This is a genomic window from Cellulomonas sp. P2_F12, assembly GCF_056403775.1.
In genome coordinates, this window is record NZ_JBFUEV010000002.1 from 540,675 (window position 1) to 557,241 (window position 16,567).

Consider the following 16,567-nt stretch of genomic DNA (forward strand, 5'->3'; position numbering starts at 1 on the left):
GGCTACGCCAGCGAGGCGTTCAGCGTGATGTCCGTGCCGGTCAGGGCCTTGCTCACCGGGCACGTGGCCTTGGCGGTCTCGGCGGCCTTGGCGAAGCCGCCGGCGTCGAGCCCGTCGACCTCGCCGCGGACGGTCAGGACGATGCCCGAGATGCGCAGGCCGCCGGCGGGGTCGGGGCGCAGGGTCACGTCGGCGCTGACCTCGAGCGCGATCGGGGTGCCGCCCGCCGCGGCGATGACGCCGGACAGCTGCATGGCGAAGCAGGACGAGTGCGCCGCGGCGATGAGCTCCTCGGGGCTCGTCGTGCCGTCGGCGGCGTCGGCGGTGCGCTTGGGGAAGGAGACGTCGAACGTCGCGACGCCGGAGCTGGTCAGCTCGACCTGGCCGCTGCCTTCCTGCAGGGTGCCGTTCCAGGCGGTGCGTGAGGTGCGCGTGGGCATGGTGCTCCTTGGGGCCGGGTGGCGCGGGCGAGGGCCCGCTCACCCACGGTAAGCAGCAGCCCGGGTCAGCGCGCGCGCTCGAGGTGCCCGGAGACGATCTGCGACGGCGCACCGGCCTGCCGAAGCGCCCAGGCCGCCCGCGCGTGCAGGGCACGCCGCTGGTCGGGCTCGAGCCCGTTGTACAGCGCGCCGCGCACGAGGTCGTGCCCGAACACGAGCCGGTCGCCGCGCGCCCGCACCACGCCGGCGGCCAACCCGTGCCGCAGCGTGCGCCAGCAGTCCGCCACGGGATCGCCGGACAGCGTGGCCAGGTCCGCGATGACGAACGAGGTGCCCAGCACGGACGCCTGCCCGAGCAGGGTGAGGACCTCGGGACCGAGGTACTCGACCCGGCGCCGGACCACCTCGTCGAGCGGCGTCAGCCACAGCACGCCCGTAGAGTCGAGCACGCCGTCGGCGTTGACCAGGGCGCCGGCCGACCGGGCGGTCCGGACGACGTCGGCGACGAGCCGGGGGTTGCCGCCCGTCGTCGCGAGGGTGCCCCGCAGCGAGGGCCCGACGGGTCCGCCGACGAGGTTCTCCGCCAGCTCGATGGTGGCGCGGGCGTTCAGCGGCCGCAGCTCGAGGTACTGGGCACCGGCGCGGGTCCACGCGGCGACCACCTCCGCGAGCTCGGGCCGGTACGGCACGGGTCGCATGGTGAGCACCACCAGGGCCCGGGGCACGGCCCCCTCGTGCGCGAGCTGCAGCAGGACCTCGAGGGAGGCGGCGTCGGCCTCGTGCACGTCCTCGAGCACCAGGGCCCACGGCCGCGAGTCACCGCGCCGCCGCAGCAGGGCCGCGAACAGCTCGGCGGCGCGGTCGTACCGGGCGACCGAGTGCGAGGGGTCGGCGTACATCGCGTCCAGCAGGTCGGCGAGCTCGGTCTCGACCGGGCCGCGGCCGGCGCTCCGGCCGGCCCCCTGGATCAGCGCGTCGGCCAGCAGCGCGAACGGCCAGGCGCGCATGGCCGACGCCCGCGCGGTGCGCAGCTCCACGTCGAGCAGCCTGGCGGAGCCGCGGATGGCGTCGACGAGGCTCGTCTTTCCGACGCCCGCCTCGCCCTCGAGGAGCACCGTCACGCCGACCCCGTCGGCCGCGGTCGACAGCAGGTTGTCGAGGTCGTCGAGCTCGGCGGCACGGCCCACCAGGGGCCAGGTCCGCCCCGGCTCGGCCGAGGTGCTCATGCGCCCGATCGTAGGGCCGCGGCGCGATGTCCGGTCCGTGCTCGCGGGGCGAAGATCAGGCAGTTCGCTGTCGCGAGGCACGCCCGACGATCAGCCCGCGTACTCCCAGTGCCACGCCTCGGGCTTGCTGCCGCCGCGCTCGGCCCACGAGGGGTGCACCCACTCCAGGCCGGGCGCGTTGGCGTCCATCCACCGGTGCTGGGCCGTGCCGAACGAGTCGATGCCGCCACCCAGGTCCACGGCGATGCCGCTGCCGTGGTTGGAGGTGCCGGGGGTCGCGCACAGGTAGCCCTTGGTGCGCTTGCACTGGACCTGCCCGGCGTACGACCGGTAGGAGTCGTTGACCTCGAGGTCGGTGCCGAACTGGGCCTTGTAGGCGGTGTTGAGCACCTCGAGCTGCTCGGCGGCGTCGCAGCGCAGCCGCACCGAGGCGTCGAAGCTGACGCCGCAGAGCGCGGAGTCGGGGATCCGGCCGTTGGCGTACCCGAGCAGCGACTGCTTCCACGCGGCACGCTGGGCGGCCTTGTCGGCCTCGGCCTGCGCCTGCGCCTGGGCCGCCGCGGCGGCGTCGGCCTGGGCCTGCGCGGCGGCCTGGGCGGCGGCGGCGTCGGCGGCCTTCTTGGCGTCGGCGCTCTGCCGGACCGTCGTGGTGAGGGTGGCGACCGTGGCGACGGCCTCGCGCAGCTCGGACGTCGTCGCGTCCTCCTTGCCCGTGGTCGGCGGGATCGTCGGCACCGGCGTCGGGGCGGGGGTGGTCTCGAAGACCGTCGCCGGGTCGACAGTCGCGTCGGGCGTGGGGCTGGCCGACGGGGTCGCCGTCGCCGCCGCGTCGGTGGGGGCGGCGGTGGGCTCCACGCGGTCGGCGGAGCGCGAGGTGGCTGCGCCGCGGTCGACGGTCGTGTCGTCGGCGGTCGCGGCGGCGAGCAGCTCGTCGAGGTGGGTGGTCGCGGCCTGCAGGGCGGCGAGCTGGGCCGCGTCGACGGCCGCGGCCGAGGCCTCGGCCTGGACCGTGTGGGCGACCTGGACGGCGTCGGTGGCGACGTCGACCGCGCCGGCCCGGGCCTTCGCCACCTGGGCGTCCGAGCTCACCGTCGGGGCCGCGACGAAGGCGCTCCCACGGTCGTCGGCGTTGGCCGAGGCGGCGACGACGGCGCACATGCTCACGGCGAGCGCCGCGACAACGGCACCCTGTGCGAGGCGGGCCGGGTGGGCGGCGGCGCGCGCCGGCGCAGGGCGCGGCGCAGCGTGCCGGCCACCGGTGGGCCGACCTCGAGACGGAATCTTGTTACTCACGCGTAACACGTTAAGTTCTTCGGACGGTCGTCCAGGACACTTGAGGCCTGAGGGCGGGGGAGATCTCGTGTGGATCTCGTCACGGGACCGTCACACAATTCATAGGCTTCTGACGGTTACGATTCCGCCGTGCTCCCCGAACCACCCACCCCTGACGCGTCCGATGCCACCCCGGTGCGCGGCCTCGACGACCTCTACGACATCGCCCGGCTGGCCGACCGGCTGGGCGTGGAGCACGCGACCATCCGCGTCTGGCTGTCCCGCAAGGTGCCGTGGCTGCCGCAGCCGGACGGCCGGCTCAACGGCGGTGCGGTCTGGCGCGCGACGACCCTCGAGGGCATCGAGATGCGCCGCGAGCGCGGCCGCCCGGGCCGCAAGCCGAAGTTCGTCCCGGACCCCTCGGCGGCCGACGTCCCCCGCACCGGCATGATCCCCGTGGTCTCCGTCATCGCGACGGCGCAGCAGACCCGCTAGAGCACCGTCAGCCGCAAGGCCCCAGGAGCCGACGCCGGAACGGCCGGCCGGACCGGACGCACCGGGCGCAGCCGCACGTAGGGCTCCCCGAGCGCCGGCCGCGGGTCCGGCTCCCCCGCGTTGGGCCACAGCGCGAAGGCCCGCTCGGCCTGCGCGGTGATGGTCAGCGACGGGTTCACGCCGAGGTTGGCCGAGACGGTCGAGCCGTCCACCACGTGCAGGCCGGGGTAGCCGTGCACCCGGTGGTAGGGGTCGACGACGCCGGTCGCGGCCGACGAGCCGATCGTGCAGCCACCCAGGAAGTGGGCCGTCATCGGCACGTCCGCGACCTCGCCCAGGCTGCTCGCCGCGAAGCCGCCGAGGTGCGCCGCCATCCGCCGGTACGCCGCGTTGGCCGCCGGGATCCACGTCGGGTTCGGCTCCCCCCCGCCGGGAGTCGACGTCAGCCGGACCCTCCCGCGCCACGTCCGGCGCGGCCGCACGGTGATCGACGCCCCGCCCGTCTGCATCACGAGCCCGATGACCGTGCGCTGCGACCAGCTGCCCAGGCCCAGCAGCAGCGACGCGACCTGACCCGGGTGCCGCACGACGTTCCCCAGCCAGCGCAGGGGACGCGGCACCCGGCCTCCGCCGTCGGTCAGCACCGTGCTGAGCAGGCCCATGAGGTTCGACCCCCGCCCGTACCGCACCGGCTCGAGGTGGGTGCGGTCGTCGAGGTAGACCGACGACGTGATGGCGACGCCCCGGGTCATGTCGGGCCGGCGACGCCAGCCGCGCCAGCGGGTCGCCGCTCCGCCCAGGGACTCGCTGTTGGTGCGGGTGAGCGCGCCCAGCCGGTCCGAGAGCCCGGGCAGCGTGCCGTCCGCCTTCATCCGGTGCAGCAGCTCCTGCGTGCCCCAGGTGCCGGCGGCGACGACCACCTGCCCGGCCGTGACGGTCCGGTCGCCCCCGCGTCGGCCGGTGCCGGTGGTCCTGACCTCCCACTCGTGCCCGCGAGGTCGGATCGACGTCACCGTGGTCTGCGCGACCACCCGCGCGCCGGCCCGCTCCGCGAGGTAGAGGTAGTTCGTCGGCAACGTGTTCTTGGCGCCGTGCCGACAGCCCGTCATGCACTCGCCGCACTCCAGGCAGCCGCGTCGCTCGGGCCCGGCGCCGCCGAAGAACGGGTCCGGCACGCGGGCGCCCGGCGTCCCGAAGACCACGCCGACGGGCGCGAGCCGGAACGAGCCGCCGACGCCGAGGTCGTCGGCCGCCCGGCGCACGACGTCGTCCGCGGGCGTGCAGGTCGGGTTGTCGACGACGCCGAGCATGCGGCTCGCCTGGTCGTAGAACGGCGCCAGCTCGGCACGCCAGTCCGTGATGCCCGCCCACTGCGGGTCCTCGTAGAAGGCGTCCGACGTCGGGCGGTAGAGGGTGTTCGCGTACACGAGCGAGCCGCCGCCGACCCCCGCGCCGGCGAGCACGACCACGTCGGGCAGCACGTGGATGCGCTGGATCCCGAGCCAGCCGAGCCGCGGCGCCCACAGGAACCGGCTGACGTCCCACGAGGTGCGCGGGAGGGTCTGGTCGGTGAACCGGCGCCCGGCCTCGAGCACCAGGACGCGGTACCCCTTCTCGACGAGCCGCAGGGCCGCCACCGACCCGCCGAACCCGGAGCCGACGACCACGACGTCGTACTCGGCCATGCGCTCCTCCTCGAGATCGTGCGCCGATCGTAGGCTCGACCTCATGCGCGGGGGTGCAGACCCGGGACGCGCCGCCGACGTGGCCGACGCGATGCGCGAGCTCGCCCGCGAGCGGTTCCTGCCGCCCGAGCAGCGCGCCCGCGCCGGCGAGGACCACCCGCTCCCGCTCTGGAACGGCCAGACGAGCTCGCAGCCCAGCACCGTGGCGGCCATGCTGCGGCTGCTCGAGGTGCCGGTCGGGGCGCGGGTCCTCGATGTCGGGGCGGGCTCGGGCTGGACGACGGCGCTCCTCGCCCGGCTGGTGGGGCCCACCGGCGTCGTCCTGGGCCTCGAGCTCGAGCCGTCGCTGGCTGTCTGGGGCGCCGCGAACGTGGAGCGCTGCGCGATGCCGTGGGCCTCGATCGAGCCCGCGACCCCGGGTGCGCCGGGCCGGGCGGTCGACGGCGGCTGGGACCGGATCCTCGTCTCTGCGGCACCGAAGGAGCTGCCGGACGCGCTGGTGGACCAGCTGGGCGAGGACGCGCGGATGGTGATCCCGGTCCGCTCGACCATGCATCTCGTGGTCCGCACGGGCGGCCGGACGCAGATCAGCACGCACGGCTCGTACGCCTTCGTGCCCCTGCGCTGAGCGCTCCGCAGATCACAAGTACGAAACGATCATTTCGCCAGAAGGTGACGAAAGCCGTACCTGCCAGTAACGTGCACCGGGCGTGCGCGGGCCTGTGACTACCGTCACTCCGCGTCCGTCTGTCGATCCTCCTCGAGCCAGGGATGCGCACATGCCACGTCGACCCGTCCTCGCTGCTTTCACAGCTCTCGCAGTAGCGGTCACCACCGCGTTGGTCGGAGCAGGAGGGGCGTCGGCGGCACCGCCGCCGTTCGGTGGCACCATCCCCACCAAGGACACCGGTCAGACGTCGTTCGATCCCGGGCGCTACATCGTCACGCTGGCCGACGACGCCGTCGCCACCTACGACGGCGGCGTGAGCGGCTACGCGGCGACCGAGCCGGCCAAGGGCGACCAGCTCAACGCCCGCCAGGCCCCGGCGAAGAAGTACAGCGACTACCTGGCCGACAAGCAGCAGAAGGTCGCCGACGACGCCGGCGTCTCCATCGACGCCTCCTACACGCTGGCCCTCAACGGCTTCTCGGCGGACCTCACCTCGCAGCAGGCGGCCGACCTCCTGGCCGACCACGACGTGCTCTCCGTGGTCCCCGACGAGCTCCACCACCTCACCGCCGAGCCCTCGACGGCCTTCCTCGGGCTCGAGGGCCCGGGCGGCGTCTGGGACTCCGTCGGCGGCGCGGACCAGGCCGGCAAGGGCGTCGTGCTCGGTGTCCTCGACACCGGCATCGCGCCGGAGAACCCCGCGTTCGCGGGGAGCTCGCTGAGCACCTCGGTCGCCCCCGAGCCTCACCTCGACGGCAGCACGATCACGTACACGAAGGGCGACGGCAACGTCTTCCACGGCGTGTGCCAGACCGGTGAGCAGTTCACCGCCGACGACTGCTCGACCAAGGTCATCGGCGCGCGCTACTACCTCGACGGGTTCGGCGCGGACCAGATCGGCGACGCGTCCACCGGCGAGTACGTCTCCCCGCGCGACGGCGACGGGCACGGCTCGCACACCGCGAGCACCGCGGCGGGCAACGTCGCCACCCCGACGGCGATCGGCGGCATCGACTTCGGCACCATCACCGGCGTGGCACCCGCAGCGCGCATCTCGGCGTACAAGGTCTGCTGGTCCGGACCGGACCCCAGCGTCACGACCGACGACGGCTGCACCACGACCGACCTGCTGTCGGGCATCGACCAGGCGGTCGCGGACGGCGTCGACGTCATCAACTTCTCGATCGGCGGCGGCTCGGCGACGACCGTCCTGCAGCCGACCGACTACGCGTTCCTCGGCGCGGCCGCGGCCGGCATCTTCGTCGCCGTCTCGGCGGGCAACTCCGGACCCGGCGCCTCGACGCTCGACCACGCGTCGCCCTGGTACACCACGGTCGCCGCGTCGACGATCCCGACCTACGAGGCCACGGTCACGTTCGGCGACGGCGAGGCCTTCGCGGGCTCGTCGATCACCGTCAACATGGACCCGTCGGCCGAGCCGCTCACCGGCAACCTGGTGAACTCCACGGCGGTCGCGCTCACGGGCGGCAAGGACGCCAACTTGTGCGCTCCAGGATCACTCGACCCGGCGCTCGTCCAGCCCGGCACGATCATCGTCTGCGAGCGCGGCGTCTACGACCGCGTCGCCAAGTCGGCCGAGGTCAAGCGCGTCGGCGGCATCGGCATGGTCCTGGTCAACGTGACGCCCGGCTCGATCGACACGGACTTCCACTCGGTCCCGACGGTCCACCTCAGCGACGTCTACCACGACGCCGTCGTCCACTACGCGGCCACCCCCGGCGCCACGGCGACGTTCACCACGGGCAACTCGCTGGGCACCACGCCCCCGGTCCCGCAGGTCGCCGGGTTCTCCTCGCGCGGCCCGGCCCTCGCCGGCGGCAGCGACATCATCAAGCCCGACATCACCGCACCCGGTGTGGGCATCCTCGCGGCCGGGGCCAATGCCCAGGGCGCCGAGCCGACGTTCCACTTCCTGTCCGGCACGTCCATGGCGTCGCCGCACATCGCCGGCCTCGCGGCCCTCTACCTCGGTGTGCGCCCGAACGCGACGCCCGCCGAGATCAAGTCCGCGATGATGACCACGGCCTACGACACCGTCGACGCCGCTGGCGCGCCGGTGACCGACCCGTTCTCGCAGGGCGCCGGGCACGTCGACCCGACCAAGTTCTTCGAGCCGGGCCTGCTCTACCTGAACGACCTGCCCGACTGGTACGCGTACCTCGCCGGGGTCGGCTACGACACCGGCGTCGACCCGATCGACGCGAGCAACCTCAATATCGCCTCGATCGGCATCGGGAGCCTGACCGCCCCCGAGACCATCACCCGCACCGTCACGTCCACGCAGGCCGGCACCTTCACCTCGTCGGTGCAGGGCCTGGCAGGCGTCGACGCGGTGGTCGAGCCCGCACAGCTCGTGTTCGCGGCCGCCGGCGAGACGAAGACCTTCACGGTCACGTTCAGCCGCACGGATGCCCCGCTCGACGAGTTCACCACCGGCTCGCTCACCTGGACCTCGGGCAGCACCGCGGTGCGCAGCCCGATCGCGGTGCAGCCCGTCACGCTCGTCGCCCCGGCGTCTGTCGAGGGAACGGGAGTGACCGGGTCGGTCGCGGTCGAGGTGACCCCCGGCGGCGACGGCGACATCCCGCTGGCGACGACCGGTCTCTCCGCCGGTCAGCTGCTGGCCGACCCCACGGGTACGGAGACCGAGCACAGCGGCTCCGGGACCACCGGCGACCAGGCGCAGTACCTGGTAGCCGTCCCGGCGGGCGCCCGGCTCGCGCGGTTCGACCTCGACGCGCTGGACGACACCACCGACCTCGACCTGACCGTCTACCGCCTCAACGCCGCCGGCACCCCGGTCGCGGGCTGGCAGTCGGCGACCGGGTCGGCCGACGAGCGGGTCGACATCCTCAACCCGGTCGCCGCCACCTACGCGGTGCTGGTCGACGTCTACAGCGCCGGTGCCGGCGTCACCTGGGACACCACGGTGACCTCGGTGGTCCCGGGCGGAGCTCCGCTGGGCCTCGACCCGGCGGTGCTGGCCGGCCAGCAGGGCATCCCGGTGACGTACTCGGCGTCGTGGACCGACCTCACGCCGAGGACGACCTACCTCGGGCTCGTCGACTACGGCGACACGGGTCAGTCCACGGTCGTGCAGGTGGCCACCGGTGAGCCGGCGACGCCGACGACCACGACCCTCGCGGTCACCGGCGGGACGAAGGCCGGCCAGGAGCAGACGCTCACGGCCACCGTCGCCCCCGCCGAGGCCACCGGCACCGTCACGTTCCTCGACGGGACCACGACGGTCGGCTCGTCCGCCGTCACCTACGGCTCGGCGACCGTGAAAGTGAAGCTGGGCGCCGGCTCGCACTCCCTGACGGCGGCGTTCACGCCCGACGACCCCGCGCTGTACGCGGCGTCCACCTCGCCGGCCGTGCCGGTGGAGATCGTGCAGTCGACCTCGACCACGACGTTCACGCTGTCCCGCGCCGCCGCCCCGTACGGGTCGACGACGAAGGCGGCGATCGTGGTCAAGGGTGCGACCGCACCGCCGACCGGCACCGTGGAGATCAAGGACGGCTCCGTGACAGTCGCCACCGGCACCCTCGTGGTGACGGGGCTGCGAGGCGTCGCCGACGTGGTGCTGCCGAGCACGCTCGCGGCCGGCCACCACCGCCTGACCGCGGTCTACAGCGGCAACGCCGACGTGTCCGCGTCGCAGGCCCAGCGGTGGTTCACGGTGACGCCGCTGGCGTCGCGGGCCGCGATGGGGACGTCGTCGTGGACCGTGCACAAGGGCTCCTCGCCGGTGATCACCATCAAGGTCGTCGGCCCGAAGGGCGCTCCCGCGCCGACCGGCTCGGTCGTCGTGCGGATCGGCCTGACCAAGGTGGCGACCGTGCCGCTCGTCAACGGCGTCGCCACCGCGACCCTGCCGTCGGTGCAGCGCTCGGGCGTCGTCCTGGCCACCTATCGGGGCGACGCCGGCTACCTGCCGACGGCGATCTCGAGGTACCTGACGGTCACCCGCTGAGCCTGCGGGCCCGTTGACGAGGGCCGCGTCGACCTCCGGGTCGGCGCGGCCCTCGCGCGTCCGGGTCCGACGCCGGTGCCGCGGATTCCCGGGGGATTCAACCGCGCGGCGGGTCAAGCACGGCGCGCGCGGCGTCGATAACAGGGGCATGGCAATGTTCCGACGCTCCGCGCGCCCGTCCGACGGGTCCGTGGTGCCGCACCCGCACACACCCGCCGACGAGAACCGCTCCGTGCGCGTCGAACCGCTGAACAGCGCCGAGATCGTCTGGACCGCGCAGCACCGCGAGATCATCACGGGCCTCTGCTCCGGCACGGTCGACACGCAGTCGCTCGGTGACCTGTTCGACCGCGTGCAGGCGATCTGGCTGCAGTCGCAGGACCGCACCGACCCGGAGTCGCTGGTGCACGCGTTCGGCGTCTCGCTGGGCGACCTCGTCGCGCAGCGCGTGCCTGGCCTCGTCTGGGGCTCCGCGCACGGCGACGGCGCTCCCGAGCTGGTGCTGACGCACCCCGAGCACGACCTCGTCGTCTTCCCGCTCGCCGCCGTCGCGAAGAGCTGGGGCGAGGCACCCGTCGGCTGGGTGTCCGAGTACGTGCACGAGGCGGCGGGCGGCGCCCTCGCGATCCTCGCGAGCGAGCGCCAGCCCCACTGACCCGCCTCGCGGCGATCGGCCGCGGCCGGGTGGCCGCGACGGCGCCCTCTCGGGCGAGCGCCCCGACCGCGGGCGGTCGCCGGCGACGCAGCCGCTTTGCGTGAAGACCTAGTCGCACCAGGCGCTACGAAGTCTTCACGCGAGGGGTCTGGCGCCCAGCACGAGGGTCGGGGGCGCCCGGCGCTACGGTCTGGCGGCGTCAGAAGAGGACGTCGGCCTGGGGGGCTGCGGGCGCAGGAGCCGCCACCGGAACAGCCGGGACCGGTGTCAAGACCGCCGGGGTCGCCTCCGCCGGGGCGCCGTCGCGTACGCCGCGGGCCGCGATGCCCGCGAGCTCGTCGGCACGCTCGTTGAACTCGTCGCCGCGGTGACCGCGCACCCAGACGAACGTCACCGCGCCGGGCCGGGACGCGATGGACTGGTCGATGGACTGGATGAGCGCGAGGTTCTGCACGGGTCCGCCGGCGGCCGTGCGCCAGCCCTTGCGCTTCCAGCCGTGCACCCACTCCGACGAGCACTTGATCGCGTACTGCGAGTCGGCCTGGATGGTGAGGGGCTCGTCGCCGGGGTGGGAGCGGATGGCCTCGAGCACGGCCATGAGCTCGGCGATCTGGTTGGTGCCCGACGCGTGACCGCCGCTGGCGCTGCTGCCGTCGTGGTTGGCCCAGGCCCACCCGATGGCCCCGCCGGGGTTGCGCAGGCAGGAGCCGTCCGTGCTGACCGTGATCACGGGGGGTGATTCTGCCCTGCCCCCGGGGCTTCCCTGCACCCGAACGGGGTCATTCTGCACGCGAGCGCTCAGGCCGGTGGGCATTCCGGCCGATGTGCACGGTATGACGACGTTCGACGACACGGACTTCTTCACCGACACCTTCACCGGCTTCGGCGACCGCGAGGCGCCCACGCGGCGCTCGCCGCTGCTCACCGGCCTGATCCTGGTCGCCGCGGCGGCCCTGGTGCTGGGCGGCATGGTCTGGGTGAAGCTGGCTCAGCACCCCGTCGCGACGGTCTCCGTCGATCCGACGACCGCGCTCTCGGTGTTCGCCCGCCCGCAGCGCTCGACGGACATCGTCGCCGTCGACGACCTCGCCGGCAGCCAGATCGCGGCGGACAGCACGCGGTTCCTCGTCGCGACGCCGACCGCCAGCTACTACGCGGGGGTGTCGCGGACGCACCTGGTCTGCGTGCTCGCCGTCGTCAAGGGCGACCTGCCGACGAAGAGCTGCACGTCCGCCGACGCGGGCGGCCGTCTCGTCGTCAACGACGAGCTCATGGTAGTCACGACGGGCGGAACCGCCCCGGCCAGCGCGGACGGCTGGCACGAGGCGGCTCCCGACGTCTTCGTGAACGACTGACGCCTCACTCCGGCAGGCGCAGGCGAGCACCGAGCGCCGCGGCGCCGACGACCGCACCCGCGCAGGCGAGCACGATGTCCTTGACCACGTACTGACCCGTCAGGGTCGGTCCGCCGGCGGGGAAGAGCTCGCCGTAGAAGAGCACCAGCGGCGACATGATGCCGACCAGCGCGCCGGCCAGGATCACCAGGCCGGTCCGCAGGAACAGCCCCGTGACCAGCGTGAGCCCGATGACGGTCTCCATGATCGCGGTGAGCAGCAGCGCCGCCGTCGGGCCGACGTGGCCCAGCGTCAGCGTGCCGATGGTGCGCTCGGCCAGCTCCGCCGCCGGGCTCATGCCGGGGAAGAACTTCAGGACGCCGAAGCCGAGGAACACGAGCCCGAGACTGATCCGCAGGGCGGTGATCGAGTAGCGGGTGAGCACCCCGGCGATCCCCACCTCGACTCGCGCGAGCCGAGAGGGTGCGGCTGCGGGACGGGCGAGGGTGTTGCTCGGGACGGGGGCCGACGTGCCGGCCGCGGATCGCGCGGTGGACGTCAGGGTGGTGGCGGAGGACATGGGACGTGCCTTTCCGGTCAGACCCCTGGTCGGGGCGCTGGGTGCCGGTGATCTCCGGCGGGATGCGGCTACCGGTCGGTAACTCACGTCCCAGCAAGAGGACAGGTGTCCATGTCTGATACGTCCGATTTCCACTCGATCGGCGCAATTCACCCGTTCGAGTGACACGTAGTCATCCGAGCGCGAGGGCGTCCACGACCCGCTTCACGCTCGACGAGAGACCCCACCGCTCGGCCAGCGCGACGAGCGCCTCGGCGTCCGCCACGACGCTGGGCAGCCGGTCGTCGATGTCCCCGACGGGTGCGTCCGGAGCCACCCGGACGACCGCGGGAGCCACCTCGAGGTACGGCGCGGCCTCGACCAGCCGCTTGCGCTGCGTGGCCGTGAGCCCGGGGTCGCCGGCGTCGCGCGCGGCGAGGATCCCGACCAGCGACCCGTACCGGTGGATCAGCTGCGCGGCCGTCTTCTCGCCGATCCCGGGCACGCCGGGCAGGCCGTCGCTGGGGTCCCCGCGCAGCACGGCCATGTCGGCGTAGGCAGGCCCGGACGGGACCGCGTACTTCTCCTTCAGCCGCGCCTGGTCGATCGCCTCGAGGTCCCGGATGCCGCGGATCGTGTAGAGCACGCGCACGGGGACCTCGTCGTCGACCAGCTGGAACAGGTCCCGGTCCCCCGTGATGACGTCGACGGCCGCGCGCTCTCGCTTGGCCACCTCCCGCGCGACGAAGGTGCCGATGACGTCGTCGGCCTCGTACCCCGGCACTCCGACGCGCGCGATGCCGAGCGCCGCCAGGACGTCGACGATGACCGGGACCTGCGGCGACAGGGTGTCCGGCACCTCCTCGATGCCCGTGGTGCCCGGCACCTCGACCGCGACCCGGTGGGCCTTGTACGACGGGATCGCGTCGACGCGGAACTGCGGCCGCCAGTCGTCGTCCCAGCACATGACCAGCCGCGTGGGCCGGTGGACCGTGACCAGCGTGGCGATCATGTCGAGCAGCCCGCGCACCGCGTTCACCGGGGTGCCGTCGGGCGCCTTCACCGAGGCGGGGACCCCGAAGTACGCGCGGAAGTACAGCGAGGCGGTGTCCAGCAGCAGCAGCTTCTCGGTGCGTTCGGCCATGCGGCGAGTCTGGCAGGAACCACCGACGAGGGCTGGGGACCAGCACCCGAACGGGCCGCGCGACGCGACGATCGCTGCCAGGATCGCCACCATGAGCGTGCTGTGCGAGTACTTCGCCGCCCCGTCCGACGCCGCAGCCGCTGCCGTCGTCGACCGGCTCGGCGGCCCCGCCGACGCGAGCGGGGCGCCGGTCACCAAGAAGCGCGGGTTCTTCCACCGGAAGGCGGAGCCGGTCCACGTCCCAGGCGGGCCGGTCGAGGCCTACCCGACCGTCGACGGCGGCGGCATCGAGCCCGTCGTCCAGCTGGCCACCCTCGAGGAGATCCTGACGGGACGCTCCTACGACGACGTGATCGACGGTCTCGAGGAGGGCAACGTCGTCGCCGAGCGCGACGGCGGCCAGCGGCTCGTCGTGCGCCTGACGCCCACCCTCACCGCTGCGCTCGTCGACGCCTCCCCGGAGACGCTCGCGACGGCGGCCGTCCCGTGGTCGCAGACGGAGGAGTTCTTCGGCGAAGCCGACCCGGCACCCCTGGCGGGCTTCCTCGGCCGCCTCGCCGACCTGGCCCGCGGGGCGCGCGAAGCGGGTGACACGCTGTACTGCTTCGTCACCACCTGAACGGGCCGGCACAGGCACGAGAACAACCTGGGACGCGGAATGAGGTCTCGGAACGCGTCCCACGTTGTTCTCGCGGGGCCAGGGCGACGACGAGACCGGACGGTGGCGGCCGGCGCGGCGAGCGTCCGGCGGGTCGAGCAACGGGCATGACGAAGGCCGGTCGGCGCCCCTCCGGCGCCGGCCGGCCTTCGTGCTTCGCGCGCCGTGCGGTCAGCCGGCCGCGGAGAAGTCCAGCTGGTCGTCGACGACCGCGATGACGCTCCACGTGACGCCGTCCGCGTCGGCCAGCTCGTACGTCGGCACCAGCACGGACGCGCCCGTCGGGAGCGTGGTGAGCGCGACGCCGAGGCGGGCGGACACCAGCGTGACGTCCTGGACCGGCCAGGCCAGCGGGCTGCCGGGGGCGGGCGTCGCGGGGACCGTCGGGTCGGGGTTGGGCGCGACGGACGCCGCGGAGTCGTCGGCCACCTTCATGCCGTCGGCGACCATCGGCATCACGCCGCCGCCCGAGGCCCCGAACCGCGGGTCGCCCAGCCGCGCGGCGGCCTCGGTGGGGCTGACCACGTCGTACGAGCCCAGCTCGACAAGCGGCGCCAACGGGGCGTACAGGGACTGGACCCCGTCGGCGACGACCGTGACGCTCGCCGTGACGCCCGTCTGCTGGCCGTCGACCACCTGGCTGCCCGTCACGGTGGTGACCTGCGGGTTGCCCGGGTCGGTCGACGCCGCGAACTGGTAGCCGGCGGTGTCGACACCCACCGACGCGAGGGTGTCCTTCGCCTGCGCGATCGCGCTGTCGCCCGTCGCCGCCGGCGCGGTGTTCACGCACCCGCCCTTGTCGATGCCCGGCTCCGGCATCGCGACGTCGCCGCCGGCCGTGTCGCCCGCGGGTGACCCCGCGGAGTCCGGCGTCGCGACCGCACAGTTCCAGGGGTCCCTCGTCGGGTCGTAGTACGACAGGCTCGCCAGGCCGTCGGCGGAGAGCGACACCGAGGGACCCGTGCCGTCGTTGGTGCCCACCGCCCACGTCCCGTACTCCTGCCGCGGCTGCCCCTGCACGCCCAGAGCAGCCGCCGCGGCCACGATCGTCTCCTGCGAGTACGTGCCGGCGGCGTCGAAGCCCCACGCCTTGCCCGACCCGCCCTCGGTGGACAGCCCGCTCGCCGTGAACACCGTCCGGCCGCCGTACCAGGGGTACATGAGCTTCGAGGAGTCCGCGGCACCGGCAGCCATCGCCACGTCCGGTGCCGCCGCCGACTCGTTCTGCGCCGCGCCGCCGAGCGAGATCGGCGGCGCCGCCGTCACCGTCTCCGGGGCGTTGTTGAGGCCGTAGGCATAGCTGCCGGCACCGATGACCGCGACACCCGCGACCGCCGCCGCGATCTGCAGCCAGCGGGGGGCGCGCCGGCTCCGGCGCGCGGCGAGCTCGTCGGGGACCGGCGTTCCGGCCGGTGCGAGCGGCACCCCCGTGCGCTCCGACACGGCGGCGGTCAACGTGGCGAGATCGGGCTCGCTGCCCGCGGCCGGGTCCGCGGCCTGGAGCCGGGCGAAGGCGACGTCGTCGGCCGGCGGCTCGCCGGGTGCGGGGGTCTCGTGCTCGGTGCGGTCGTCCACGGTCGTGCCTCCTGGTCGCGGGTGCGCTGCTCTCTACCCCGTCTGTGTGCCGACGGGGGCGCTGCTTGCACCGGCGGGGCTGGATGTTCGTGTCGTCAGGCTCCGGCGACGGCCCACGCCTCGCGCAGGCGGGCACGGGCCCGGCTCAGCGCGGCGTCCGCCCCACCCCGTCCGATGCCGAGCACGTCCGCCAGCGCATCACCCGTCAGGCCCTCCCACGCGTTGAGCAGCAGGATCTGCCGATCCCTGGCCCCCAGCGCACCGAGCACCTCGCGCACCCGTTCGTCCTGCACCGCGCGCACCGCCGGGTCGTCGTCGTCGATCTCGTCCGGCACGTCACCGACCGGCACCGGGCGCCCCTTGCGGCGATGGTTCGCGACGACGAAGCCCGCCGTCCGGTACAGCCACGGCAGCTCGGCGCCGTCCGGCACGTCCGCGCGCCGGCGCCAGGCGGTCGCGAGCACGTCCGCGGTGAGGTCCTCGGCCTCGTCGCGACCGGCCCGCCGGACGACGAACCGGTGCACCGCCGACGCATGGTCGCGGACCACGGCCTCGAACCAGGCGGCATCGTGACCGGACTGGTCGACCGACTGCGGGTCGTCTGTCGGATCGGGCACGGCCTCGTCCGGCAGGGCGGACACGCCGGCCGCTCCCGCCGGCCGGCCGTCGAGCGGCGAGTCGTCGGGCTCGAGGTCCGGCGTGCTCGGTGTCGGCGACGGCACAGTGCTCCCAGGTGGTCGTGGTCGGGCGAAGGCCTACACCTGCACTCTGTCGCGAGGGACGACGAACTTGCACCACCGAACGACGTGTTTTCGACAGCCGTGCGGGCGGACGAGCCCGAGGGCTGCCGAGCACCG

General features: G+C 74.0%; 15 protein-coding genes. 6 read left to right on the forward strand and 9 right to left on the reverse strand.

Annotated elements, in window-relative coordinates:
- Positions 1 to 2: 2 nt before the first annotated feature.
- The 3 genes from AC1DWH_RS07295 to AC1DWH_RS07305 all read right to left on the reverse strand — a co-directional run bounded on the left by AC1DWH_RS07295 (position 3) and on the right by AC1DWH_RS07305 (position 2,959).
- Positions 3 to 440: an OsmC family peroxiredoxin gene (locus tag AC1DWH_RS07295; protein ID WP_477093093.1), complete on the reverse strand. Its 438-nt coding sequence runs from the start codon at positions 438 to 440 to the stop codon at positions 3 to 5.
- 65 nt (positions 441 to 505) lie between these two features.
- Positions 506 to 1,666 (reverse strand): AAA family ATPase, encoded by a 1,161-nt coding sequence (locus tag AC1DWH_RS07300; RefSeq protein WP_477093094.1) that lies wholly within the window; start codon positions 1,664 to 1,666, stop codon positions 506 to 508.
- Between the two features lie 90 nt (positions 1,667 to 1,756).
- The gene (locus tag AC1DWH_RS07305; RefSeq protein WP_477093095.1) at positions 1,757 to 2,959 is read right to left on the reverse strand and encodes a M15 family metallopeptidase; all 1,203 of its coding nucleotides are present in this window, start codon (positions 2,957 to 2,959) and stop codon (positions 1,757 to 1,759) included.
- A 129-nt stretch (positions 2,960 to 3,088) separates the two neighbouring features.
- On the opposite strand from AC1DWH_RS07305, the gene AC1DWH_RS07310 reads away from it, so the two are divergent.
- Positions 3,089 to 3,433: a hypothetical protein gene (locus tag AC1DWH_RS07310; protein ID WP_477093096.1), complete on the forward strand. Its 345-nt coding sequence runs from the start codon at positions 3,089 to 3,091 to the stop codon at positions 3,431 to 3,433.
- Here the strand turns inward: AC1DWH_RS07310 and AC1DWH_RS07315 are convergent.
- Positions 3,430 to 5,118, reverse strand: a complete 1,689-nt coding sequence (locus AC1DWH_RS07315; protein WP_477093097.1) for an FAD-dependent oxidoreductase — start codon at positions 5,116 to 5,118, stop codon at positions 3,430 to 3,432. The two genes, AC1DWH_RS07310 and AC1DWH_RS07315, sit on opposite strands and share 4 nt — an antisense overlap.
- Positions 5,119 to 5,161: 43 nt before the next feature.
- On the opposite strand from AC1DWH_RS07315, the gene AC1DWH_RS07320 reads away from it, so the two are divergent.
- The 3 genes from AC1DWH_RS07320 (at position 5,162) to AC1DWH_RS07330 (ending at position 10,440) form a co-directional block, all read left to right on the forward strand.
- Positions 5,162 to 5,746 (forward strand): protein-L-isoaspartate O-methyltransferase family protein, encoded by a 585-nt coding sequence (locus AC1DWH_RS07320; protein ID WP_477093098.1) that lies wholly within the window; start codon positions 5,162 to 5,164, stop codon positions 5,744 to 5,746.
- Positions 5,747 to 5,897: 151 nt separating this feature from the next.
- Entirely contained in the window at positions 5,898 to 9,785 is a 3,888-nt protein-coding gene (locus tag AC1DWH_RS07325) for a S8 family serine peptidase (RefSeq protein ID WP_477093099.1), read from the forward strand.
- A gap of 148 nt (positions 9,786 to 9,933) precedes the next feature.
- Positions 9,934 to 10,440 (forward strand): DUF3806 domain-containing protein, encoded by a 507-nt coding sequence (locus AC1DWH_RS07330; RefSeq protein WP_477093100.1) that lies wholly within the window; start codon positions 9,934 to 9,936, stop codon positions 10,438 to 10,440.
- 199 nt (positions 10,441 to 10,639) lie between these two features.
- On the opposite strand, the gene AC1DWH_RS07335 is transcribed toward AC1DWH_RS07330, so the two are convergent.
- On the reverse strand, positions 10,640 to 11,170 hold the full coding sequence (locus AC1DWH_RS07335; protein WP_477093101.1) for a ribonuclease H family protein: 531 nt from the start codon (positions 11,168 to 11,170) through the stop codon (positions 10,640 to 10,642).
- Between the two features lie 103 nt (positions 11,171 to 11,273).
- Between AC1DWH_RS07335 and AC1DWH_RS07340 the strand changes: the two genes are divergently transcribed.
- On the forward strand, positions 11,274 to 11,795 hold the full coding sequence (locus AC1DWH_RS07340) for a hypothetical protein (RefSeq protein WP_477093102.1): 522 nt from the start codon (positions 11,274 to 11,276) through the stop codon (positions 11,793 to 11,795).
- 4 nt (positions 11,796 to 11,799) lie between these two features.
- Here the strand turns inward: AC1DWH_RS07340 and AC1DWH_RS07345 are convergent, their stop codons facing one another.
- Entirely contained in the window at positions 11,800 to 12,354 is a 555-nt protein-coding gene (locus AC1DWH_RS07345) for a DoxX family membrane protein (protein ID WP_477093103.1), read from the reverse strand.
- Between the two features lie 172 nt (positions 12,355 to 12,526).
- The gene (locus tag AC1DWH_RS07350; protein ID WP_477093104.1) at positions 12,527 to 13,477 is read right to left on the reverse strand and encodes a 5'-3' exonuclease; all 951 of its coding nucleotides are present in this window, start codon (positions 13,475 to 13,477) and stop codon (positions 12,527 to 12,529) included.
- Positions 13,478 to 13,568: 91 nt separating this feature from the next.
- Here AC1DWH_RS07350 and AC1DWH_RS07355 point away from each other — a divergent pair, with 91 nt between their 5' ends.
- Positions 13,569 to 14,096 (forward strand): hypothetical protein, encoded by a 528-nt coding sequence (locus AC1DWH_RS07355; protein ID WP_477093105.1) that lies wholly within the window; start codon positions 13,569 to 13,571, stop codon positions 14,094 to 14,096.
- Between the two features lie 210 nt (positions 14,097 to 14,306).
- Here the strand turns inward: AC1DWH_RS07355 and AC1DWH_RS07360 are convergent, their stop codons facing one another.
- Positions 14,307 to 15,710, reverse strand: coding sequence for a hypothetical protein (locus AC1DWH_RS07360; RefSeq protein WP_477093106.1), 1,404 nt, complete (start codon positions 15,708 to 15,710; stop codon positions 14,307 to 14,309).
- Positions 15,711 to 15,805: 95 nt separating this feature from the next.
- Positions 15,806 to 16,432 carry an RNA polymerase sigma factor gene (locus tag AC1DWH_RS07365; RefSeq protein WP_477093107.1) on the reverse strand — a complete coding sequence of 209 codons (627 nt, stop codon included), beginning with the start codon at positions 16,430 to 16,432 and terminating at the stop codon, positions 15,806 to 15,808.
- Positions 16,433 to 16,567: the final 135 nt, after the last annotated feature.

Bases quoted from the DNA above. Each gene is read 5' to 3' on its own strand.
- AC1DWH_RS07295 (WP_477093093.1), bottom strand. From the start codon at position 440: ATGCCCACGCGCACCTCACGCACCGCCTGGAACGGCACCCTGCAGGAA.
- AC1DWH_RS07300 (WP_477093094.1), bottom strand. From the start codon at position 1,666: ATGAGCACCTCGGCCGAGCCGGGGCGGACCTGGCCCCTGGTGGGCCGT.
- AC1DWH_RS07315 (WP_477093097.1), bottom strand. From the start codon at position 5,118: ATGGCCGAGTACGACGTCGTGGTCGTCGGCTCCGGGTTCGGCGGGTCG.
- AC1DWH_RS07320 (WP_477093098.1), top strand. From the start codon at position 5,162: ATGCGCGGGGGTGCAGACCCGGGACGCGCCGCCGACGTGGCCGACGCG.
- AC1DWH_RS07325 (WP_477093099.1), top strand. From the start codon at position 5,898: ATGCCACGTCGACCCGTCCTCGCTGCTTTCACAGCTCTCGCAGTAGCG.
- AC1DWH_RS07330 (WP_477093100.1), top strand. From the start codon at position 9,934: ATGGCAATGTTCCGACGCTCCGCGCGCCCGTCCGACGGGTCCGTGGTG.
- AC1DWH_RS07340 (WP_477093102.1), top strand. From the start codon at position 11,274: ATGACGACGTTCGACGACACGGACTTCTTCACCGACACCTTCACCGGC.
- AC1DWH_RS07345 (WP_477093103.1), bottom strand. From the start codon at position 12,354: ATGTCCTCCGCCACCACCCTGACGTCCACCGCGCGATCCGCGGCCGGC.
- AC1DWH_RS07350 (WP_477093104.1), bottom strand. From the start codon at position 13,477: ATGGCCGAACGCACCGAGAAGCTGCTGCTGCTGGACACCGCCTCGCTG.
- AC1DWH_RS07355 (WP_477093105.1), top strand. From the start codon at position 13,569: ATGAGCGTGCTGTGCGAGTACTTCGCCGCCCCGTCCGACGCCGCAGCC.